This window comes from Streptomyces sp. KR55, from assembly GCF_052245645.1.
Classification (GTDB): domain Bacteria; phylum Actinomycetota; class Actinomycetes; order Streptomycetales; family Streptomycetaceae; genus Streptomyces; species Streptomyces flavusporus.
On sequence record NZ_JBQQCE010000073.1, the window covers coordinates 1 to 21,859 of the forward strand.

Genomic DNA, 21,859 nt, shown 5'->3' on the forward strand with positions numbered 1-21,859 from the left:
CTCTGGAACGTCGTTGTGGCTCATTCGCCTCCGGGGCGCTCCAGCCGGTGTCGAGGGGGCGATCGTGCTCAGCCCTTCGAGCCTCCGCGCGTTCGCCCTCTCGCCTCCGGCGCGCCCCTCCGGCTCACTCGCGGTCACGGCGTATGCGGCCGGGTCGCCCAGTTCGCCGGGGACGGTGGACTCGTGGCCGCTCATCGGGCGCCTCCCACGGTCTGGATCTGCCGGATCTCGATCCGGTCCTCACCGGTGCCGAAGACGGCGACCGGCGTCGAGTTCTCCATCGCTGCCCCGACGTTGGGCAGATCGACCGCGTCCCGCCGTACCGTCGGCGAGGCGACGACGTAGTCGAGGTCCCGCCAGCCGCGCGGCATCGTCTTCGTCACCGCGGGGTCGAGATCGGCCTTGTAGAACCAGATGACGCCGAGCCCCGGCTGGTACCCCTCGTGCACCAGGTCCAGCCAGAGCGCGTCGTCGACGAGTACCCGGGTGCCCTTCGGGTCCTCGACCTTCGTGGCCAGCCAATCGGAGGCGGCCTGGTAGGGGGCGTTGGCGTCGGCGGTCATGGCGGTGCGGTCGCCGTCGTACCAGCGGGGGACGACGTAGGCGCCGGCCGCGAGTGCGAGGACGGCCGCGAGCGCGTACCGACCGCCGGTGACGTACCGCTTCTCGCCGTCCCGGCGCCATCGGCGCAGCACCAGGTGGGTCACGCTGGCGGTGCCGCCGGCCAGGACGAGGGCGAGGAACGGCAGCGCCTGGATGATGTACATGGCGGGCAGGTAGCCCGGCCGCATGGCCATCCCCGCGAGGATAGCCACGGCGAGCGCGGGCCCGGCGAGCGCCCGTGCCGTGACCGACCAGCGCCAGGTGAGCAGGAGCAGCAGGGCGCCGGCGAGTCCCCCGAGGGGCAGGACACGGTCGTAGTACAGCCAGGACTGGAGCACTCCGTGGGAGCCGGTGCCGGGTTCGAGGATGAAGCCGGAGCCGGGGCGGCTCATCTGGTAGACGATGCCGTCCCACAGCGAGACATGCCCGTCGCCCGGCAGCAACTCGCCCTTCAGCAGCGCGAAGAGGGGATACGAGATGCCGATGAGCGAGCACGCGGTGATCGCCCCGGTGAGCGCGAACTTCCGGGTGTCGCGGTGACTGTGCCGCCACATGGTGACCATCACGGCGGGCAGGACGAGCAGCATCGTCTCCTTGGTGAGCACGGCCGCGGCGGCCGCGATGCCCGCGCCGAAATGGTGCCAGAGGTGACGGCTCGGGGAGGCCGCGAGGCAGAAGGCCAGCAGCGTCCACATCACCGCGATGTTGTCGAGGAAGATCTCGCGCTGGAGGACCACCGACAGCGGGGAGAGCCCGAAGAGCACCATGCCGAGCCCGGCCGCCCAGCGGGGCAGTGCGAGGCGGCGGCCGAGGACGTAGACGAGGACCGCGCTGACCGCGCTGATCAGCAGCATCATGACCCGCATCGAGCCGACGGTCATCGACTCGGGCACGAGGTACGCAGGGATCCAGGTCAGGATGGCGAGCTGCACCCAGCCGAAGGGCGGGTGGTCGTACCAGTACGTGTAGTGGGCGAGACCCCGGCCTTCCTGTACGGCCCAGGCCTGGGCGAGGTAGGTGCCCTCGTCGTCGCTGAAGGTCGGGTAGTCGGCGATGTTCCAGCCCTGCACGACGAGGATCGCCACGAGGAGGACACCGCACAGGATGAGGTCGGGACGGGAGGAACGGAGTCTCCTGGGCGGCGTTGTTCGACCGGTCGAACCGGTTCTGGGCGCAGCTGTCCGCTGCGCGGGGACCTTGACTCCGGTCGCCGCGGGAAGTGTGGAGGTCACGCAGGAACGTCCTCTCGGTTCACGTGCGCGAGATGTGCGCCGACGTGGCTGGTCAACTCCCAGTCGTTGCGGCCGCGTTGCTCACGCCATACGGCGCGGACCGCGGCCCCGGCGAGCAGCACCTGGTAGAAGGGGCCGCCGACGATGAGCTTGAGGTAGTGCACGAGGCGGACCCGGAGCCCGTACTGCTTGCCGAAGTCGTGCAGTCCGACGAGCTCGAAAACGAAGGTGACGAGCGCGGTGACCGCCGGCAGGAAGGTGATGAAGGCGACGCCGACCGGGACGTCCAGGAAGAGCGCGATGGCCACGTTCAGCGGGATGATCACGCCGGAGATCGCCTGCAGATACGGCGTCATGAGGGTGTAGCGGGCGAGCAGCCGCTGCCGGAAGCCCGGGAGCTGCTTCCAGTCCTTCTTCCGGTAGACCTGGAGGAAACCCTGGTTCCAGCGGGTGCGCTGCTTCAGCAGGGACATCAGGCTGCCCGGGGTCTCCTCGCGGGTGACCATGTCGGAGTCGTAGGCGACGACGACCTTCTTGCCGACGCTGGACAGGCGCACGCCCAGATCGCAGTCCTCGGCGAGGCAGTTGGGGTCCCAGCCGTCGGCCTCGCGCAGCACCGTCGTCCGCACGAAGACGGTGTTGCCGCCGAGCGGGATGAAGCCCTTCTGCGCGTGCAGATGCAGCCGCGAGCGGAACCAGAAGAAGTACTCCAGGCAGTTGCGCAGGCTGTACCAGCTGGAGTGGAAGTTGATGAGCTGCACACCGCCCTGGACGACGTCCGCGCCGGTGGACCGGAACGCGTGGTCGACATGGGCGAGCAGTTCCGGATGGACCTGGTCCTCCGCGTCGAAGACCCCGACGACATCGCCGCGGCAGTGCGGCAGCGCCGTGTTCATGGCCTTGGGCTTGTTCTTCTTCTCATGGGTGTCGACGACGACCCGTACGCGCGGGTCGCGGGCCTCCGCCCGCCGGGCCACCTCGGTGGTCTCCGGGTCGTCGTGCCCGACGATGACGATGATCTCGAAGTCGTTGTGTGTGGACTCCAGCAGCCGCTGGATGGTGTGGTCCAGCACGGCCTGCTCGTGCCGGGCCGGAAGCAACAGCGAGAACGACAGGTGCTCGCCGCCGTCCGGTCTGCTGAAGCGGGTGGACGCGAGCACTTCGGGCGTACGCCACGCGTGCATCTGCCACCACAAGGTGAACGCCGCCATCCAGAACAGGGCCAGTGAAACGGCAGCGATGAAGACAGACGTCAGCAACAGATCCCCCCAGATCCCCAAACCCCCTTGCCGAGACGGTGAGTCACCGCCGTCTCGGCACTGTGGAGAGAGTAGGGGGGAACTGTGAAGCTCGGGGGCTGTTCCGATAAATAGCGTGTTTCGTACTGGTGGGCGGCTAGCGGGACGTGTCCGCACACATGCCCAATTGCGCCGCCCGGATCAGCCGCTCAGCGCCGCGCGCAGCCGCTCCGGGTCGGTCGTCGGGGCGTCACAGGTGAAGTTACGGCAGACGTACGCGCTCGGTTCACCGCCGACCAGCGGCCGGTCGGCCAACAGCGGGAACTCCTCGCTCCCCGGCACGCCGTACGCGACCACCGCACCGGGGGCGGTGCCCAGAAGTGCCGTACGGTGCAAGGCCTTTGTGGCCCGGTCGTCGAGGCTCGGCCCGACGATCGCGACCTCGCGGGGCCCGTCGAGGTTGGCCTCGGCGACGGCGAGCCCCCAGCCGATGAACCGGGGCACGCGCGGACCCAGCGCCTTCACCACGCCCAACGCCCGCTCGGCGGCGGTCCGATGGGGTTCGGCGCCGGTCTGGGCGGCATAGCTCAGCAGGGCACCCGCGGCGGCGGTCCAGCCGGACGGGGCGGCGTTGTCGGTCGGGTCCTGCGGGCGGCGGATCAACTGCTCGGCATCGGCGGCGGTGTCGTACAGGGCGCCCGACTTCTCGTCGACGAAGCCGACCAGGACGTGGTCGAGCAGCAGTCCCGCGAACTCCAGCCAGACGCCCTCCCCGGTCACGGACGCCAGCGCCAGGAAGCCCTCGGCGACATCGGCGTAGTCCTCCAGCACGCCCGCGTTGGCGCCGACCCGGCCGTCCTTGCTGGTGCGGGCGAGGCGGGCGTGGTCGTCGAGGTGGACGCGGACGAGGAGATCGGCGGCGGCGAGGGCGGCGTCCACCAGGTCGGGGCGGTCGAAGTAGGCGCCGGTCTCGGCGAGCGCGGCGATCGCGAGGCCGTTCCAGGCGGCGACGATCTTGTCGTCCCGTCCGGGAGCGGGCCGCTCGGCGCGGGCCGCCCGCAGCCGCTGCTTCACGGACTCGACCTTCTCGGCGTCGAACACGCCGTCCTGCTGCGGGAGTTGCAGGACCGAGGCACCCTCCTCGAAGGTGCCCTCCTCGGTCACACCGAAGCAGCGGGCGGCGAGTTCGGCGTCGTCCCCCAGCACGTCACGGAGCTGCTCGGGCGTCCAGACGTAGTACGCCCCCTCGACGTGCCGACCGGTCCCGTCGTCGCTGTCGGCGTCGAGGGCGGAGGCGAACCCGCCCTGCTCCGTACGCAGTTCACGCACCATGAAATCGGCGGTCTCCAGGGCGACCCGGCGGGCGAGCTCGGAGCCGGTGGCCCGCCACAGGTGCGCGTACACCCGGCACAGCAGGGCGTTGTCGTACAGCATCTTCTCGAAGTGCGGCACGACCCAGTCCCGGTCGACGGAGTACCGGGCGAACCCGCCCCCGAGCTGGTCGTAGATCCCGCCCCGCGCCATCCGCTCACAGGTGTCCTGCGCCATCTGCAGCGCGCCCTCGGCGCCGGTCCGGGCGTGATGCCGCAGCAGGAACTCGATCACCATGGACGGCGGGAACTTCGGCGCGCCACCGAACCCGCCGCGCTGCGGGTCGTACTCCCGGGTCAGCCCGAGCAGCGCCTGCGCCAGCTCCTGCTCCCCCGGCGCCTCGGTCCCCCCGAAGCCGATCTCCCGCCCGGCGAGATCCCGCACGATCTTCCCGGCGACGTCGGTGACCTCCTCCCGCCGGTCCCGCCACGCGACGCTCACACCCTCCAGCACCTGCCGGAAGGAGGGCATCCCGTGCCGGGGCGCCGGCGGGAAGTACGTCCCGAAGTAGAACGGCTCGGCGTCCGGGGTGAGGAACACCGTCATGGGCCAGCCGCCCTGCCCGGTGGCCGCCTGCACGGCCTCCATGTAGACGGCGTCGACATCGGGGCGCTCCTCGCGGTCGACCTTGATGTTGACGAAGTGCTCGTTCTGGAAGTCGGCGGTCGCCTGGTCCTCGAAGGACTCGTGCGCCATGACATGGCACCAGTGGCAGCTCGAATATCCGACGCTGAGCAGGACGGGTTTGTCACTCCTGCGCGCCTCCTCGAACGCCTCCTCCGACCAGGGCCACCAGTCGACGGGGTTGTCGGCGTGCTGGAGCAGGTAGGGGGACGTCTCATGGGCCAGTCGGTTCGGCATACCCCCATCCTGCCCCACGGGACCGGACCGGTCGTGGCGAAGCTCCGCCGCCCGGTCGGTCGTTTCCACCGGGGCCGCAAAGGTCACCGAAGTGGACGGTGATCGTCGCCCCCCTCGCGTTCGGGGCGTCCCGCAAGGACACTCATAGGCAAAGCAGTTGTCGCCGGAGGGGGACGGGACATGCGGGACAGTCATCGGGCGGAGGCCGAGCGGCTGTTGGTGCGCGCGGTGGAGGAGGAGGTACGGCGGTCGGGTGGCCGTATCGACGGCAAAGTGCTCATGGCCCGGGCGCGCGGAGCGCTGGACACCATGGCGCAGGCGGCCGCCGAGGAGTACGAGGCCTATACGCGTGCGCTGGACGAGACGGAGGCCGGGCGGCTGTCGTTCGGGCAGCGGTATGCGCGGGAGGGCGCCGGGACGCCGCTGCTTGTGGCGGGTGTGGCTGCTGTGGCGGCTGCGGTGGCCGATCTGGCGCTCGGTACGGGGACGGGGACCGCGGTCGGTGCGGGCGTGACCGTCGGGGTGGTGGGCGCGGCGACGACGGTGGTGAAGGTCGCCGGGTCGCATCTGCCGGCCGCGCATCACCGGGCCGGTGCCGCGGGGCAGCCGGGCGGGCCGGAGCAGTTGCGGCTGCAGTGGCTGACGGCGCTGGACGTGCGGGGGATCCGGCCGTTCCTCGATCAGCAGCGGGTGCTGGCCGCGTCCACGGGGCCGAAGAAGAGCGGGCCACAGCTGAAGGGGGCCAACAAGAGCGGGGCCGCGCGCGGGCGGAGTGTGCTGGAGCAGTCGTTCGGTCAACTGCCCGAGCCCGTGGGCCCGTTCGCGGGGCGGCGGCAGGAGCTGGCGCGGATCCGGCAGTGGGTGCAGGCCGCCCGGGCGAGCACACAGACCCGGCCGACGGTGGTCGTCCTGCACGGGGCGCCCGGCAGCGGCCGTACGACGCTGGCGGTGCGGGCCGCCCATGATCTGAAGGACCAGTTCCGCGGGGCGTGCGTGGTGGATCTGCGCGGCGACAGCCCGGAGGAGCCGCCGCTGTCCACCCGCGAGGCCCTGCTGCACCTGCTGAACCGGCTGGGCGCACCGCGCGAGCAGCTGCTGTTCCGGGAGCGTTCCTCGGCCGACCAGCAGGTCAAGCGGCTGAGCGAGCTGTACCACCAGCATCTGACCGGCGTGCCCGTCGCGGTCGTCCTCGACGACGCCTCGGACCCCGAGCAGGTCCGCACCCTGGTCCCGGAGCGGTCCGACAGCCTGGTCCTGGTCACCGCACGGACCCCGCTCGACCTGCCCGGCGACCTGCCGGCGTGGGTGCACCAGCTGCCCGTTACGACGCTGGACTCGGTGGGCACGGAGGAGCTGCTGGGCGCGGCCGCGCAGGACGCCTCGGGGCCGTACGACGCCGAATCCGCCGACCGAGTGCGGGAGTTGTGCGGCGGACTGCCGTTGGCGCTGCGCGTCGCCGGTTCCTCGCTGGGCCCGCGCTCGCCCCGGCAGCTGGCCTCGGACCTCGGGGCGTACGGGCCGGTGGAGCCGGTGGAGCGGGCGCTGTGGCTGCGCTACACCGACCAGGCGGAACCGGCGCGGCGGCTGCTGCGGCGGCTGGCGCTGGCCGGCCGTGCCTCGCTCGGCGCGGCCGCCGCCGCCGCGCTGCTGGCCACGGACGAGGCGGAGGCCACCCGGCACCTGGTCGCCCTCTCCCGCGCGGGCCTGATCGACCACGTGCGCGGCAGCCGCTACCGCCTGCACGACCTCGTGCGGGTCTTCGCGCACGCCCGGCTGCTGGACGAGGAGGAGCCGGCCGAGCGGGCCGCGGCGCAGGAGCGGCTGATCGTGAACTACGCCGAGCTCGCCGACTCGGTGCTGCGGCTGGTGGACGGCAACATGTCGACCCGCTCGGACCGCTTCGGTCCGCACGGCTTCACGTCCCTGGACGAGGCGCTGCGCTGGCTGGACGACGAGTCGAGCTTCATCACCTCGACGCTCCGGTTCGCGGAGGGCGTGAACCAGGCGGCGGTGCTGAACCTGCTGGGCGCGCTGTGCGACTACTGCCTGCTGCGCGGCGACCTCTACCGTCTGGGTGAGATCAACGAACTGGCCCAGGCCGTGGACCAGGGGCTGCTGATCCGCTCGGTGCAGTGGCGCACGGGTATCGCGGCCCGGCAGCTGGGCGAGCTGGACAAGGCCCGTACGACGCTCGCCTCGGTCGTCGACCTGTACCGGGAGGCCCAGCACGACGCGGGCGCGGCCCGTGCCCTGTGCTCGCTCGGCATCACCCTGCACCACCAGGGCAACCTCACCGAGGCGGCGGCCCGGCTGCGGGAGGCGCTGGACCTGCAGGCCGCGCCCGAGCTGGCCACCGACCGGGCCTGGACGATGCACGCGCTGGCGGCCGTGGAACGCGACCGCGCCCACCTCGCCGAGGCCCTGGACCTGTTGAACCGCTCCCTGGAACTGCACCGCGCCGGCGGGTCCCTGCACGGCGAGGCGTGGGCCCACTTCCAGCTCGGCCAGCTGTATCTGCGCCTGGGCGACGTGCCGCGCGCGGAGGCCGAGCTGCGGGAGGCGCTCGACCGGTACGGCCGGACCCGCGACGCCCGCGGCGAGGCGTGGGCGCTGACGCAGCTGGCCCGGGCCCGGCTGGTCGCGGGCGACGCCTTCACGGGGGTGGAGGAACTGCGCCGGGCGGCGGCCCGGCACCGCGACAACGAGGACGCGCGCGGCGAGGCCTGGACGCTCTACTACCTCGGTCAGGCGCTGGAGGAGGCAGGCAACCTCGACCAGGCGGTCCGTGACCTGGAGCGCTCACGCACGATGTTCTCCCGGATGCGGGACGTGTACGGGCTGGCCTGCGCCCGCCACCACTCGGCCCGGGCGACCCGCGACCTGCGTGCCGCCCAGACCGGGTCCCTGCGGAACTCGGGGTTCGCGAGGCAGCTGCTCGTCGACGCCCGCGCCGACTTCCAGCGCATCGGCGTCGCCCACGGCGAGGCGTGGACCTGTCTGGAGCTGGCCGTCGTGGACGCGGGCAACGCGCGTACGGCGCAGGCGCTGGCCCTGTGCGACGAGGCGGTGGGGCTGTTCGCGTCGTACGGGGACCGGCGGGGCGAGGACTGGGCCCATTTCCTGCGCTGCACGCTGCTGCCGTATGCGGCTCCGGGTGGGGTGGAGGTCGGTACGGCGGTGGCGCAGGAGGAGCTGGCGCAGCTGGGTCGGGCCGGTCATCCGGCGCGGGACGAGAAGCTGGACGACTACGTGGAGGCGTATCAGCTGCTGCTGGAGCGCGGTGTGAGCCTGGAGGAGGGGTGGCAGGCCTGGCGGCTGGGGATGGTGCCGAGCCGGCATGCGCGGGAGGTCATGGGGGTGGGGGTGGTGGCGGCCCCGTGAGTGTCCCGGACGGAGGAGGAACGGGCCTGCGGGCGCCTGCTCCGGCACCAGCGCGGCGGGACCGGTCGCTGCCGGTGCCGCCGGGCTGGTGTGCCCGGTCGGGGGACTCAGCCCTTCGCGGGTGAGGCCTTCCCCGACGCCTGCTCCGCGGCGCCCTTGCCGGAGGCCTCCCCCGCCCCGTCGGGGGCCTCGTCGAAGTCGACCCGGCCCATGTGGCGGTTCATGGACTTCATCAGGCCCCACACGGCCAGGGCCATCACCGCGAAGACGATGAAGCCGAGGACGCCGGGGGTCACCTTGTCCTCGTCGACCTCCTTGGCGAGGGTGACGAGATGGGTCATTGCCAGGCTCGCGCTTGCGCTCATGTCAGGCATTGTCGCGGATGCCTGCAAAGAGGTCGTCCTCGGGGAGGGAGGTATCCACGAGGGACTTCGCGAGCTCGTACTCCTCGGTCGGCCAGACCTCCTTCTGAAGCTCCATCGGCACCCGGAACCAGCCCCCGTCGGGGTCGATCTGCGTGGCGTGCGCGATCAGCGCCTTGTCGCGGATCTCGAAGAAGTCCGCGCACGGGACGTGCGTGGTCAGCGTGCGGTCCTTGTGCCCCGAGTCGTCCCAGCGCTTGAGCCATTCCCCGTACGGGGACTCCAGGCCCCGGTCGAGCATCGCCTGGTGCAGCGCCTCGGTGCGCGGGCGGTTGAAGCCCTGGTTGTAGTACACCTTCAGCGGCTGGTACGCCGGGCCGAACTCGGACTCCGGGTACTTCTCGGTGTCCGCCGCGCCCTCGAACGCCACCATCGTGATCTTGTGGGTCATGATGTGGTCGGGGTGCGGGTAACCACCGTTCTCGTCGTAGGTGGTGATCACCTGAGGACGGAAGGAGCGGATGCTCCGCACCAGCTCGCCGGCCGCCTTGTCGACGTCCTCGAGGGCGAAGCAGCCCTCCGGCAGCGGCGGCAGCGGGTCGCCCTCGGGCAGGCCGGAGTCGACGAAGCCGAGCCACTCCTGCTTGACGCCGAGGATCTCGCGGGCCTCGTCCATCTCCTTCTTGCGTACCTCGTGGATGTTCTCCTCGATGTACTTGTCGCCCTGCAGCTTCGGATTGAGGATGGAGCCGCGCTCCCCGCCCGTGCAGGTCACCACCAGCACGTCCACCCCCTCGGACACGTACTTGGCCATGGTGGCCGCGCCTTTGCTCGACTCGTCGTCGGGGTGCGCGTGGACGGCCATCAGTCGCAACTGGTCAGTCAAGACTCAATCCTCGTTTGGTCGGCGCCCGGTGTGACCGGGTGCGAACGGCGGCTTCTATAGTGACCGAATCGGGGGGCGAATAATTCCGGGGCCCCGAACCCGGGAGCCCCGTCCGGGACCTCGGTCCCGCCCCGGCCGAGAGGACGATCATGAGTACGGCGAGCACGCGACTGCCCGAGGGCCGTTACGGCCGCTCCTCGGACGAGCGCGCGGACCGCACACTGAAGGTCGCCGGCGCCGCCCTCGGGGCGCTGCTCCTCGCCGTGATGGCCTATTTTGCCTTTCACTACATCGGCCAGAACAAGATCAGCGCCGAAGTGATCAGTTTCGATCTCTCGGACGATGCGGTGGAGGTGAGGCTGGCGGTCGAGAAGGACGCGGGCGCCTCCGGCTACTGCACGGTGCGCTCCCAGGCGGAGAACGGCGCCGAGGTGGGCCGGGCCGACTTCCGCTTCGACGGGGACGCCACCCGCATCACCGAGGTCGTCACGCTCCGTACGACGTCACCGGGCACGACGGCCGAGCTCCTGGGCTGCCACGCCGACTGACGTCACCCGTATCACGTAGCGGCTGACCTGCGTTGACGCGATTTTGTTGACTTATGTCCTCCCCCTTCCGCCACTGAATTGTTAGGCTCGTGGTTTCGCCCACTCGTGAAGGAACATTCTTCTGGGTAGGGCGATGCTTTGTATTCCCAGTACCGACGAGGAGCACCTGTGACCCAGACCAGCGAGAACGTCACCTGGCTGACCCAGGAGGCGTACAACAAGCTCAAGGACGAGCTTGAGTACCTTACTGGTCCTGCGCGCACGGAGATCGCCGCCAAGATCGCGGCCGCGCGCGAGGAGGGCGACCTGCGGGAGAACGGCGGGTACCACGCGGCCAAGGAGGAGCAGGGCAAGCAGGAGCTCCGTGTGCGCCAGCTGACCCAGCTCCTGGAGAACGCCAAGGTCGGCGAGGCGCCGGCCTCGACGGACGGTGCCGTAGCGCCCGGCATGGTCGTGACGATCGCCTTCGACGGTGACGAGGACGACACGCTGACGTTCCTGCTCGCCTCCCGCGAGTACGCCAGCGCCGAGATCGAGACGTACTCCCCGCAGTCGCCGCTGGGGGCCGGCGTGATCGGCCACAAGGTCGGCGAGGACGCGGAGTACGAGCTGCCGAACGGCAAGACGGCCTCGGTGAAGATCCTGAAGGCCGAGCCGTACAGCGGCTGAACCCGGTCAGTGCCCTGCGCCTGACCGACCCGCCCTTGACGGCCCCCGGCGTCCGCGCGACGCCGGGGGTTTCGTCATGCCCAGGTCAGTCTCCTCGTGCCGATCTCATCGCGGGTTCTCAGGCCGTCGCCGAGCGATACTTCCGTACCGCCAGAGTCCGGAATATGACGATGATCAGGGCCGAGTAGATCAGTGAGGCCCAGACCGGGTGCTCCATCGGCCAGGCGCCCGAGGCGGAGACACCTGGGTTGCCGAAGAGCTCTCGGCAGGCCTGGACCGTGGCGCTGAACGGGTTCCACTCGGCGATGTGCCGCAGCCAGGGCGTCATCTGGTCCGAGTCCACGAACGCGTTCGAGACGAAGGTGACCGGGAAGAGCCAGATCAGCCCGCCGGACGTGGCCGCCTCGGGTGTCCGCACGGACAGGCCGATCAGCGCGCCGATCCACGTGAACGCGTAGCCCATCAGCAGCAGCAGCCCGAAGGCGCCGAGCACCTCGCCGACGTTGGTGTGCGTACGCCAGCCGACCAGGACGGCCACGATCGCGAGCACCAGCAGGGTGAGCGCCGTCTGCACCAGGTCGGCAAGGGTGCGGCCGGTCAGCACCGCGCCGCGCGCCATGGGCAGCGAACGGAAGCGGTCGATCAGCCCCTTGTGCATGTCCTCGGCGATGCCGGCACCGGCGCCCGCGGTGGCGAAGGTGACGGTCTGGGCGAAGATGCCCGCCATCAGGAACTCGCGGTAGACACCGGAGTCCGTGGTGCCGCCGATGGTCATGGATCCGCCGAACACATAGCTGAACAGCACCACGAACATGATTGGCTGGATCAGCCCAAAAATAATCATTTCGGGGATCCGGGACATACGGATCAGATTGCGCTTGGCGACGACCAGCGAGTCCCGGACGGACTGGCCGATCGGGTTCGGGCGGGCGGGCCGCGGTACGGCGTCGGTCACGGCGCTCACTTGAGGGTCTCCTTCTTGCGCTTGCGGCCCCTGGCGTCGGCGGGCGTACCGCTCGCGCCGTCGGCGCCGTCCTCTTCGTCGCCGACCTCCGCCACATGGCCCGTCAGCGACAGGAACACATCGTCGAGGGTCGGGCGGCGCAGGCCGATGTCGTCGATCTCGATGCCGCGGGTGTCCAGCTCGCGGATCACCTCGGCGAGGAGCTTGGCGCCGCCGGTGACGGGCACCGTGAGCTTGCGGGTGTGCTCCTCGACGGTGGTGTCGCCCTTGCCGAAGCCGCGCAGCACCTCGGCGGCGGTCGCCATGTGCTCGCGCTCGTGCACCACGACCTCGACGCGCTCGCCTCCGGTGCGGGCCTTGAGCTGGTCGGAGGTGCCGCGGGCGATGACGCGGCCGTGGTCGACCACCGCTATGTCGTGCGCGAGGTGGTCGGCCTCTTCCAGGTACTGCGTGGTCAGCAGCAGGGTCGTGCCGCCGGAGACCAACTGCTTGATGACCTCCCACAGCTGCTGGCGGTTGCGCGGGTCGAGGCCGGTCGTCGGCTCGTCCATGAACATCACGGGCGGGGAGACGACCAGGGCCGCGGCAAGGTCGAGCCGGCGGCGCATGCCTCCGGAGTAGGTCTTGGCGGGCCGGTCGGCGGCGTCCGCGAGGTTGAACTGGTCGAGCAGCTCACCGGCGCGGGCCTTGGCGGCCTTCGCCGACATCTGGTAGAGCTGGCCGACCATCTGGAGGTTCTCCCGGCCGGTCAGGTATTCGTCGACCGCGGCGAACTGGCCGGACAGACCGATGGAGCGCCGGACCTGGTCGGGGTGGGCGAGCACGTCGATGCCCGCGACGACGACCCGGCCCCTGTCGGGGCGCAGCAGGGTCGTCAGGCAGCGGACGGCCGTCGTCTTGCCCGCCCCGTTGGGCCCGAGCAGGCCGAGGACCGTGCCCTCGGGGACATCGAGGTCGACGCCGTCCAGAGCCCTTACGTCACCGAAGGTTTTGACCAGGCCTTCGGCATAGATGGCACCTGGCATATGAGTCTCCACGTCGTCGGGTCGCTTCGAGAAGCGTGGGTTGGTGGGTTCGGTTCTGCCTGAGGAGTGGCACGAGACACACCATAACGCGATGTATCGCGTCTCACAACGGGCTTACCCGATCGAGTGACAAAGAGCCCATGACCTCGGCCTTTACCGGTCCTACGACCCCGGCGCCTCAGTCGATGACGATGTACCCCGCCTGTCGCAGGGCATCGCCGACCTCGGCGCAGTGGGCCGGGCCCTTCGTCTCCAGGTGCAGCTCGACCTCCGCCTCCGTGAGCCCGAGCCGTGGGTCGGTCCGCACGTGGCTCACATCGAGGACGTTAGCGTCGACCACTGACAACACCCCGAGAAGCGTCGCGAGGGCGCCCGGCCGGTCCGTCAGCCGCAGCCGAACGGCCAGGTAGCGGCCCTGCGCCGCCATGCCGTGCCGCAGAACGCGCTGCATCAGCACCGGGTCGACGTTGCCGCCGGACAGCACCGCAACGACCGGCCCCTCGAACGCGCCCGGATCGCTCAGCAGCGCCGCGACCGGGCTGGCCCCGGCCGGCTCGACGACCAGCTTGGCCCGCTCCAGACACAGCAGCAGCGCGGCGGACAGCTCGTCCTCGCTGACTGTGCGCACCTCGTCCACCAGATCACCGACGATCGCGAACGGTACGTCACCGGGCCGGCCGACCTTGATGCCGTCGGCCATCGTCGCCGGGTTCTCGATCGACACCGGACGCCCCGCCGCCAGAGAGGGCGGATACGCCGCCGAACCCGCCGCCTGCACACCGACGATCCGCACATCGGGCCGCAGGGCCTTCACCGCGACCGCGATCCCCGCCGCGAGACCGCCGCCGCCGATACCGACGACGATCGTGCGCACCTCCGGGCACTGCTCCAGGATCTCCAGGCCGACCGTGCCCTGGCCCGCGATGACGTCCGGGTGGTCGAAGGGATGGATGAACACCGCGCCCGTCTCGGCGGCGTACTCCTGCGCGGCGGCCAGGGTCTCGTCGACCACGTGACCGTGCAGACGCACCTCGGCGCCGTAGTCACGCGTCGCACTTATCTTCGGCAGCGGCGCGCCCTTCGGCATGAACACCGTCGAGTGCACGCCGAGCAGCGAGGACGCCAGGGCGACGCCCTGTGCGTGGTTGCCCGCGCTCGCGGCGACCACACCGGCGGCCCGCTCCTCGGGCAGCAGACCGGCGATCCGGACGTAGGCGCCGCGCAGCTTGAACGAACCGGTCCGCTGGAGGTTCTCGCACTTGAGGTGCACGGGAGCGCCGACCAGCTGGGTCAGGTACCTGCTGCCCTCCATCGCGGTGACACGTGCGACGCCGGTGAGCATCTTCTGCGCGCCGCGTACGTCGTCGAGGGTGACCGGGGGCAAGGGGACGGCCTTGCGGTAGTTCATGGCTCAAGTCTCGCAGTTCACCTGCCGCAACAGCCGTAGTGACCAGCGTCCGAGACTGGTTTGCGCAGCGCCGGTACGGCCCGCCTCCCATCCGCGTACCCTGTCCCCCAACCCAGCACCCAGTATGAAGTGAGCCCCCGGCCATGCCCACAACACCTGAAATGTCGATGGACATGACGACCGTCGGTGACACCGGCCTCCTCGACGCGCTGCAGCACGAGGTGGCGGTGTTCGCCCGGCGTGCCGAACAGACCCGGCTCGGCGGGGTCGGACAGGTGCGCAACTCCATGGACCGCGCCGCGTACCTGCTGCTCAACCGGCTCGACAAGGAGGGGCCGATGGGCGTCAAGGCGCTCGCCGCGAGCATGGGCATCGACTCGTCGACGGTCACCCGGCAGGTGGCTCCCCTAGTCGACACGGGCCTGGTCAAGCGGACCTCGCACCCCGAGGACGGGCGTGCCGTGGTGCTCCAGCTGTCCCCGCGCGGGCTGTCCCGGCTGGAGGAAGTGCGCTCGTCCCGGCGTCAGCTGATGGCCGAGCTCACACACGACTGGGCACCCGAGGAGCGCGAGGCGTTCTGCACACTCCTCACCCGCTTCAACCTGGCGCTCTCCGCACGGATGGCGGCGCAGGGCGTGCCGGGGACGGAGCCGCAGTCGGCTTCCTGAGCCACGGGTGAGACACGTGCACGCGCGCGTGCGGCGGGAGTTACCAGACGCCGCGTGCCGCTCCGGGCCGGGGGCGGGCACGCGCGCGTGGTGCCGGGACTCCACCGCCCCTCACCAGCCCCTCCCCGCGCCCGCCGCGTGGAGCGCGATCTTCCACGACAACCGAGGCATGCCGCATGGTGCGCGGGCTCTTGACCGAAAGCCCACCGCTGGCCTCATATGAGACCGGGTCCTCGTGGTCGTACGCGGGTTCACATCCGGTGGGCCGGGTATGCCACCGGGATCCGTATCCTCAGGTCGGCCTCAGGCGGGAGGCGCGGTGCGAGAACGGCAAGCGTCCCAAGGTGCCCGCCGGGCCCGGGAGTTCGAGGCGTTCGTCGCCGGCGCGGCGGGGCGGCTGCTGCACACCGCCACGCTGCTCACGGCCGAGGCCCCGGACGACAACCCGCGCGCGCGGCGCCTGCTGACCCTGGCCCTCGCCCACACCTACGCCTGCTGGAACCGACTGCGCGGCGAGGACCCCTACGACCGCACCCGCCGGTACCTCGCCACCCGCTTCGCGCACGGCGCCTGGCACCAGTACGGCGCCTTCGGCCGGGCCCGCCCGCACCCCGCCGGCGCACTCGCCCACCTCACCCCGCAGGAGCGCCTGATCCTGGTCCTCAGGCTGTACGAAGGGGTCGCCGAGGAACAGACGGCCGCGCTGCTCGGGCTGCCCACGGAACGCGTCCGCGCCCTGTGCGACCGGGCGACGGCGACGGTCCTCCATCCGCCCCGGGGGCCTGCACCGGCGGTGACGGAAGCGAAAGTGGCGGCGTCGTGATCGGGGGTCTGCGGTGAACCGGCTGGAACGGGAAGCGGCCGCGCGGCGGATCATGGAGCGGACGCCGCCGCGGGTACCGCCGGACCTCTGCGCCGAGGCCGTGCGCCGCGGCAACCGCCTGCTGCGACGGAGGGCCCTCGCCCTGCGCCTGGGCTGGCTGCTGCTGTTCGCCGTAACCGTGGCGTTCACCGTGTGGGCGCTCACGGCCCGCCCCTGGGTGGAGCCGCCGTCAGAGACGACTCCACCACTGACGGGCTGGTGAGCGCGCCGGCCAGCTAGCCGAGCGCCTGCTGGAGGTCCTCCAGGAGGTCGTCCGCGTTCTCGATGCCCACGGAGAGGCGTACGAGGTCGGCGGGGACCTCCAGGGCCGAACCGGCCGCAGAGGCGTGCGTCATCCGCCCCGGGTGCTCGATCAGCGACTCGACACCGCCGAGGGACTCACCCAAGGTGAACACCTTGGCGCGGTTGCAGACCTCGACGGCCGCCTCCTCGCCGCCCTCGACCTGGAAGGAGACCATGCCGCCGAAGGATCGCATCTGCTTGGCGGCGATCTCGTGACCAGGGTGATCCGGCAGTCCCGGGTACAGCACCCGCGTCACGCGCGCGTGCCGGGTGAGCATGTCGGCGACCCTGGCCGCGTTCTCACTGTGCCGGTCCATGCGCACGGAGAGGGTCTTGGTGCCGCGCAGCACCAGCCAGGAGTCGAAGGGCCCGGCGACCGCGCCCATCGCGTTCTGGTGGAACGCCAGCTCCTCGCCCAGCCCCTCGTCGCCCACGATCAGCGCGCCGCCCACGACGTCCGAGTGGCCGCCCATGTACTTGGTCAGGGAGTGCACCACGACGTCCGCGCCGAGCGACAGCGGCTGCTGGAGGTAGGGCGTGGCGAACGTGTTGTCGACGACGAGCCGGGCGCCCGCGTCCCGGGCGATCTGGGCGACGGCGGCGATGTCGGTGATGCCGAGCAGCGGGTTGGAGGGGGTCTCCACCCACACGACCTTGGTCTTGGGGGTGATGGCGGCCCGTACGGCTGCGGGATCGCTCGTGTCGGCGACCGACCATTCCACGCCCCACCGGGCGACGACCTTCGCGAACAGGCGGAACGTGCCGCCGTACGCGTCATTGGGGATGACCACGTGGTCGCCGGGGCTGAGCAGCGTACGCAACAGGCAGTCCTCGGCCGCCAGTCCGGACGCGAACGCGAGTCCACGGCGCCCGCCCTCCAGGGCGGCGAGGTTCTCCTCCAGGGCGGTCCTGGTCGGGTTGGCGCTGCGGCTGTACTCGTAGCCGCCGCGCAGACCGCCCACCCCGTCCTGCTTGTAGGTGGACACCTGGTAGATCGGCGGGACGACCGCACCGGTGAGGGGGTCGGCCGTGTTGCCCGCGTGGATGGCGAGCGTCTCGAAGTGCTGACTGATGTGCCTGTCGCTCATGAGAACCGAGCGTAGTGCGCTCGTCCTCCGCATGCCGCCGCCACGGCGCGGCGCAGGCGCCCGCCTGCCGTCGGACGCGGTTTTCCACAGGGTCCGAGGGAGGGGGTTGGCCAATCCTCGGCCACGTCTGGTTCGCTTGATGCATGGAAATTCTCTGGGTCCTGATGGGTCTGCTCATGATCGGTTTCGTGCTGGGTCCGTTCGTGATGCGCAGGCGCAGGGGGATAGAGCTGGTCGCGCCGGGCCACCCGGACGCCGCGGACCCCGCGAACTACGGATTCGTACGGCAGGAGGAGCTGGACGTCCGCATGCCCGGCCCCGACCAGGACCTGGTGGACGTGCTGGACCTGGTGCAGCGCACCCAGGACCACCGGGCCGCCGCCCAGCTCCTCGCCGGTACGGAGGCGGAGGGCGAGCTGCGCTGGCAGCGCGTGCAGGCCTTCGCGGGCGCGGCGTCGCTGGAGCTCCAGCAGCGGCCGGGCGGCGTCAGCGAGACGCCGGGCGGGCAGTGGCTGCGGGTGTGGCGGGCCGAGGCGCCCAAGGACGCTGGCGGCGCGGCGGTGCACGCCGAGTTCCTGGTGCAGCAGGCGTGGCGGACGGCGACGCCCGGCACGGACGAGTTCCGGATCATCATGGAGGAGGCGAAGGCGGCCTGCGGCGACGCGGCGCTGCTCGCCCCCGGTGACCCGATCCCGTACATCATCGAGCTGTCGGTGGCCCGGGGCCTGGCCTATCCGCGCGCGGAGTTCGAGCAGCTCTGGCTGAAGATCCTGGACCGCGCGCCGAACCACATGGGAGCGCACCTCGCCGCGCTGCACTACTGGTGCGAGAAGTGGCACGGCTCGCGCGAGCTGGCGTCCCAGTTCGCGGAGGCCGCGGCGGCCCGTGCCCCGCAGGGCTCGCTGCTGGCGGCGATGCCGCTGTTCGCGGTCTTCGAGCACCTGCCCGAGGTCAATCTGGTCGCCAGTTTCTACCAGAGCGAGGTCGTGACCAAGGCGATCCACGGCGCCCTGCACGCGGTGCACTCGGCCCGCCCCGACGACCCGATGCTGGCGCACGTCCGCCATCTGCTGGTGTTCTTCCTGGTCCGCTCCGAGCGCTGGTCGGAGGCCATGAGCCAGCTGATACACATCGACGGCCATGTGGGCGCCCTGCCCTGGACGCTGTCGCCCGACCCGGCCGCGGAGTTCGCGGTCTACCGGGCCCTGGCCGTGGCGGGCTACGAGGCGAACGGCGGCAGCCCGGCGACGCTGCTGCACTGAACCTGCCGTACGCCCTGATCGCAGTCCGTGGCGGCAGGCGGGCCGAGTGCCGGAATGCGGGACGGCCCGCATGCGTTCACCACCTGCCGCCCCGTCCAGGGCGAACCCCGGAACTCCACGAGGGAACCCGGCGAGGAGACGAAGGAGCGTCTCGGGAACTCTGTGTGTGTCTGAGTAACTCAGGCTTTTCGGGCGCGGCGTGGCCGTTTGTCGCCATCGTGGGGTCCGAACCTCGAGGTGAGGGTGTGGACTTCGGTGGCGTGCAGGTGGTGGAAGCCGGTCCGCTCGGCGGCGCGGGAGCGTCGTCGACAGGTTCCGCGTGAGAGCCGCACCCGGCCGGCCCAAACAGGCTCCGGCCAGGGTGGCACGGGTACTCCATGACCTGGCACCGGACCGTGAGGTGCTGGTGCCTGGGTGTCATGCCCCACCGGACGCTGGACCACCCCGGTAGGGGTGGTGGCGGGGACCGTACGCACATCGGGCATACGGCGGGAAGTCAGTGACCGGCGGGCCGGTGTGGGGCACATCTTGCCGGGGGTGGTCTTCGGCCCGGACGGCCGGGGTGGTGCGGCTGCCTGGCGGCGGGCGCGGCGCAGGCGGCGGGTGGTTCGTTTGGGGCGGCGCACACTGCGGACGGTGCCGTCCACGGTGGTGCGGATGGTCCGGATACCGGTGGCGCGCTCGGTTGCGGTGTGGGATTGGGCGAGCAGACCACGCGAGACGATCCGGCGGGCAGCGGCGTGGTCGCGGTCCATCGACAGCCCGCACACTGCGCAGTGGGCCCATGTCCAGCCGCGCTCATCGAGCCGGTCCGGGCCAGGGTGATGGCCCAGCGGTCCGAGGCAGCCGGGACATAGCGCGGAGGTATCCCGGGCGGGGACGGTGACCACCGCGATGCCCGCCTTCGCGGCCAGGTGCCGGATCGCCTCGGCGACGGTGCCGCGGACCTGCCCCGACAGGCGGGCGTTACCGCGCCTGCGGCCGCGCGCCTCCAGGGTGGCGAGGTCTTCGAGGTAGATCGCGGTGGCGCCGAGCGCGACGGTCTGGTCGACGGCCCAGCGGGCCGCCGCCCACGCCAGCGCCTGATTCAGGTGGCGGATGCGGGCGCACACCCGCACATGCTCGCGCTCCAGCACTTCGGCCCGCCGGTGCAGGTCGGCCCAGGCACGGCGCGGGACACCCAGTCCGTCCGCGAGGGCACGGTAGTGGTCGCGTTTGGCGGCGAGGTGTTCGCGGTGGGTGCGCAGCCGGTGCAGTTTCGCACTGACCGCGGTGGCGTCGAAGACCAAGCGACGGCCGTCGGTGACCACCCGCCCGGTGGCGCCCCGCCCGGTCAGGCGGCCAACCGTGCCGGTGAGCAGAGTGTTCACCCCCCAGTCGAAACCCACCGCCACGGTGTGCCCAGAAGCTTTGGCGGCCGGGGCGGAGCGCGTGTGCGGCAGGTCCACGGCGATCCGCCCGGCCCGGGTGGGGCGCAGGGTGGGGGTGTGCAGCACCGCGTCTGGGTCAACGGTGCCCGGCAGACGCAGGTCGATCACATGCCAGGCCCACTCCCGCCCCGAGGCCGGTGCCGCGCACAGCGGGAGCTTCACCCGCAACCGCGCTGTCGTCTCGTCCAGGCGCTGCAGGGTGACCTGCTGGCGGTCCATCGCGGCAAGCAGCACCTGCGCCGCGACCCGGGGCGGCTCCTCCAGCTCGCACAACCCGGCGGGCAGGCGTCCATGCTCGGCCAGATACGCGCGCACCTGCCGGGTCCGGTTACGGATTTCCGCACCACTGACCCCGGCGGGCAGCAGCGCCCGCAACGCGGCCCACTCCGCCCCGGTGCGCCCTCGGGGATCGGCGGGCCAGGTGGCCAGGACCGCCGCCACCACAGTGCGCCGGTGCACCGCCAGGCGCAGGGTACGCGCCGCGTACTCCTCGGCACCCCGGCGCACCCGGTCCGACACATACACCCCCTCGGCAGGAGCGGCATCCGTGGGCCAGCCCAGGCGGCGCATCGCCATCCACCCCTTGGACGGCAGTACTACGCCCTGCCCCTCGACACCGGCGGCCAGCACATCCAGCGAGTCCTCGTCCCACCGGGAAGCCACCAGACGGCCGGTCAGCTCGCGGCTCAACCCGGCGAGGAAATCCACTCGTTCATACAGCAAGGCCTGGCCGACCTGCTCACCACTGCCCTCGATCACACCACGGAAGGCGGTACATGTCGCCGTCGCCACTAACCGGCCCACACTCACCACCCCATCCATGGCCCCGAACCGGGCACATCCCCGCATCCGATCGGCCTAACGACCGACCACCGCACAAAGACACGCACCCGGCGACCACACCCCGATTCATTCAGGAAAACGCAGCAAAACCGCCAACAGTTGAAGACCCTGCGACATGCTGTTCGGCCATACGCCCACCCTGCCCACCCCCAAGCAGGCGCTGAAGGGCCGCCCCGAGCCGGCCTTCACAGTCCCCGACCGCCACACCGTCCTCGGCAACCCCCTGCTCGGCCTCTACCCCGAGGGCCTGGAAATCGCCGACTTCGGCCTGGGCTGCTTCTGGGGCGCCGAGCGCAAGTTCTGGCAGCTCCCGACGGGCGTGTGGACAACCCTGGTCGGCTACCAGGGCGGCTACACGGAGCACCCCACCTACGAGGTGGTCTGCTCGGGCCTGACCGGCCACAGGAGGCGGTCCGCGTGGTGTACGACCCGACGCTGATCTCGTACGAGAAGCTCCTGCAGACCTTCTGGGAGGCCCACGACCCGACCCAGGGCTTCCGCCAGGGCAACGACGTCGGCACCCAGTACCGCTCGGCGATCTACACCCACACCCTGGCCCAGGCAGCCGCGGCCGAGTCCTCCCGCGAGGCGTACCAGAAGGTCCTGACGTCCTCGGGCTACGGCAGGATCACCACGGAAATCCTCCCGGCCGAGGGACGCACCTTCTACCCGGCCGGGGCATATCACCAGCAGTACCTCGACAAAAACCCGGCGGGATACTGCGGGATCGGCGGGACGGGGGTCAAGCTAAGTACCCCGTTCGGGACGAACTGGGGGGCGTCTTGCCCGACGGGTGTCGCTCCGGCGCCGGAGGTCACGGACAAGTAGCCAGTGCCGTAGGTACTGAAGAGGGCG

17 protein-coding genes and 2 pseudogenes are annotated in these 21,859 nt (G+C 71.1%); 8 read left to right on the forward strand and 11 right to left on the reverse strand.

Features of this window, described 5'->3' with window-relative positions:
* The 4 genes and pseudogenes from ACTWQJ_RS13535 to ACTWQJ_RS13550 form a co-directional block, all read right to left on the reverse strand.
* Positions 1-195 (reverse strand): annotated as a pseudogene (locus tag ACTWQJ_RS13535) (glycosyltransferase family 2 protein); the annotation flags it as partial.
* The gene (locus tag ACTWQJ_RS13540; protein ID WP_443306883.1) at positions 192-1,835 is read right to left on the reverse strand and encodes an ArnT family glycosyltransferase; all 1,644 of its coding nucleotides are present in this window, start codon (positions 1,833-1,835) and stop codon (positions 192-194) included. The pseudogene ACTWQJ_RS13535 and the gene ACTWQJ_RS13540, both read right to left, overlap by 4 nt.
* On the reverse strand, positions 1,832-3,094 hold the full coding sequence (locus ACTWQJ_RS13545) for a glycosyltransferase (protein WP_443306884.1): 1,263 nt from the start codon (positions 3,092-3,094) through the stop codon (positions 1,832-1,834). Before ACTWQJ_RS13545 ends, ACTWQJ_RS13540 begins: the two co-directional genes overlap by 4 nt.
* A 180-nt stretch (positions 3,095-3,274) precedes the next feature.
* Complete coding sequence (locus ACTWQJ_RS13550; protein ID WP_443306885.1) at positions 3,275-5,305, reverse strand: thioredoxin domain-containing protein; 2,031 nt, start codon at positions 5,303-5,305, stop codon at positions 3,275-3,277.
* Positions 5,306-5,485: 180 nt separating this feature from the next.
* Between ACTWQJ_RS13550 and ACTWQJ_RS13555 the strand changes: the two genes are divergently transcribed.
* Entirely contained in the window at positions 5,486-8,686 is a 3,201-nt protein-coding gene (locus tag ACTWQJ_RS13555; protein WP_443306886.1) for a tetratricopeptide repeat protein, read from the forward strand.
* A 107-nt stretch (positions 8,687-8,793) separates the two neighbouring features.
* Here ACTWQJ_RS13555 and ACTWQJ_RS13560 read toward each other — a convergent pair whose 3' ends face one another.
* Both ACTWQJ_RS13560 and mca read right to left on the reverse strand, forming a co-directional pair.
* Positions 8,794-9,060, reverse strand: coding sequence for a hypothetical protein (locus tag ACTWQJ_RS13560; RefSeq protein ID WP_443306887.1), 267 nt, complete (start codon positions 9,058-9,060; stop codon positions 8,794-8,796).
* Positions 9,053-9,913: a mycothiol conjugate amidase Mca gene (mca, locus tag ACTWQJ_RS13565; protein ID WP_443306902.1), complete on the reverse strand. Its 861-nt coding sequence runs from the start codon at positions 9,911-9,913 to the stop codon at positions 9,053-9,055. Before mca ends, ACTWQJ_RS13560 begins: the two co-directional genes overlap by 8 nt.
* Positions 9,914-10,083: 170 nt before the next feature.
* Between mca and ACTWQJ_RS13570 the strand changes: the two genes are divergently transcribed.
* Positions 10,084-10,482 (forward strand): DUF4307 domain-containing protein, encoded by a 399-nt coding sequence (locus tag ACTWQJ_RS13570; protein ID WP_443306888.1) that lies wholly within the window; start codon positions 10,084-10,086, stop codon positions 10,480-10,482.
* A gap of 168 nt (positions 10,483-10,650) precedes the next feature.
* Complete coding sequence (gene greA, locus ACTWQJ_RS13575; protein WP_224734016.1) at positions 10,651-11,151, forward strand: transcription elongation factor GreA; 501 nt, start codon at positions 10,651-10,653, stop codon at positions 11,149-11,151.
* 118 nt (positions 11,152-11,269) lie between these two features.
* Here greA and ACTWQJ_RS13580 read toward each other — a convergent pair whose 3' ends face one another.
* The 3 genes from ACTWQJ_RS13580 to ilvA all read right to left on the reverse strand — a co-directional run bounded on the left by ACTWQJ_RS13580 (position 11,270) and on the right by ilvA (position 14,548).
* On the reverse strand, positions 11,270-12,115 hold the full coding sequence (locus ACTWQJ_RS13580) for an ABC transporter permease (protein ID WP_443306889.1): 846 nt from the start codon (positions 12,113-12,115) through the stop codon (positions 11,270-11,272).
* Positions 12,112-13,140 (reverse strand): ATP-binding cassette domain-containing protein, encoded by a 1,029-nt coding sequence (locus ACTWQJ_RS13585; protein WP_443306890.1) that lies wholly within the window; start codon positions 13,138-13,140, stop codon positions 12,112-12,114. The genes ACTWQJ_RS13580 and ACTWQJ_RS13585 overlap by 4 nt, the downstream gene beginning before the upstream one ends.
* A gap of 178 nt (positions 13,141-13,318) precedes the next feature.
* Complete coding sequence (gene ilvA, locus ACTWQJ_RS13590; protein WP_443306891.1) at positions 13,319-14,548, reverse strand: threonine ammonia-lyase; 1,230 nt, start codon at positions 14,546-14,548, stop codon at positions 13,319-13,321.
* Positions 14,549-14,709: 161 nt separating this feature from the next.
* On the opposite strand from ilvA, the gene ACTWQJ_RS13595 reads away from it, so the two are divergent.
* From ACTWQJ_RS13595 to ACTWQJ_RS13605, 3 genes are all read left to right on the forward strand, one after another.
* A complete protein-coding gene (locus ACTWQJ_RS13595) occupies positions 14,710-15,216 on the forward strand; it encodes a MarR family winged helix-turn-helix transcriptional regulator (RefSeq protein WP_385263790.1) in 507 nt (168 codons plus the stop codon).
* A gap of 319 nt (positions 15,217-15,535) precedes the next feature.
* Complete coding sequence (locus ACTWQJ_RS13600; RefSeq protein WP_443306892.1) at positions 15,536-16,039, forward strand: sigma factor-like helix-turn-helix DNA-binding protein; 504 nt, start codon at positions 15,536-15,538, stop codon at positions 16,037-16,039.
* Between the two features lie 13 nt (positions 16,040-16,052).
* Positions 16,053-16,301 (forward strand): hypothetical protein, encoded by a 249-nt coding sequence (locus tag ACTWQJ_RS13605; RefSeq protein WP_443306893.1) that lies wholly within the window; start codon positions 16,053-16,055, stop codon positions 16,299-16,301.
* Between the two features lie 13 nt (positions 16,302-16,314).
* Here ACTWQJ_RS13605 and ACTWQJ_RS13610 read toward each other — a convergent pair whose 3' ends face one another.
* Entirely contained in the window at positions 16,315-17,469 is a 1,155-nt protein-coding gene (locus ACTWQJ_RS13610; RefSeq protein WP_385780695.1) for a cystathionine gamma-synthase, read from the reverse strand.
* 143 nt (positions 17,470-17,612) lie between these two features.
* Here ACTWQJ_RS13610 and ACTWQJ_RS13615 point away from each other — a divergent pair, with 143 nt between their 5' ends.
* The gene (locus tag ACTWQJ_RS13615; RefSeq protein WP_443306894.1) at positions 17,613-18,731 is read left to right on the forward strand and encodes a hypothetical protein; all 1,119 of its coding nucleotides are present in this window, start codon (positions 17,613-17,615) and stop codon (positions 18,729-18,731) included.
* Between the two features lie 179 nt (positions 18,732-18,910).
* On the opposite strand, the gene ACTWQJ_RS13620 is transcribed toward ACTWQJ_RS13615, so the two are convergent.
* Positions 18,911-20,920: a zinc ribbon domain-containing protein gene (locus ACTWQJ_RS13620; RefSeq protein WP_443306895.1), complete on the reverse strand. Its 2,010-nt coding sequence runs from the start codon at positions 20,918-20,920 to the stop codon at positions 18,911-18,913.
* 199 nt (positions 20,921-21,119) lie between these two features.
* On the opposite strand from ACTWQJ_RS13620, the pseudogene msrA reads away from it, so the two are divergent.
* A pseudogene (gene msrA, locus ACTWQJ_RS13625) lies at positions 21,120-21,832 on the forward strand (peptide-methionine (S)-S-oxide reductase MsrA).
* The last annotated feature ends 27 nt before the right edge of the window (positions 21,833-21,859 follow it).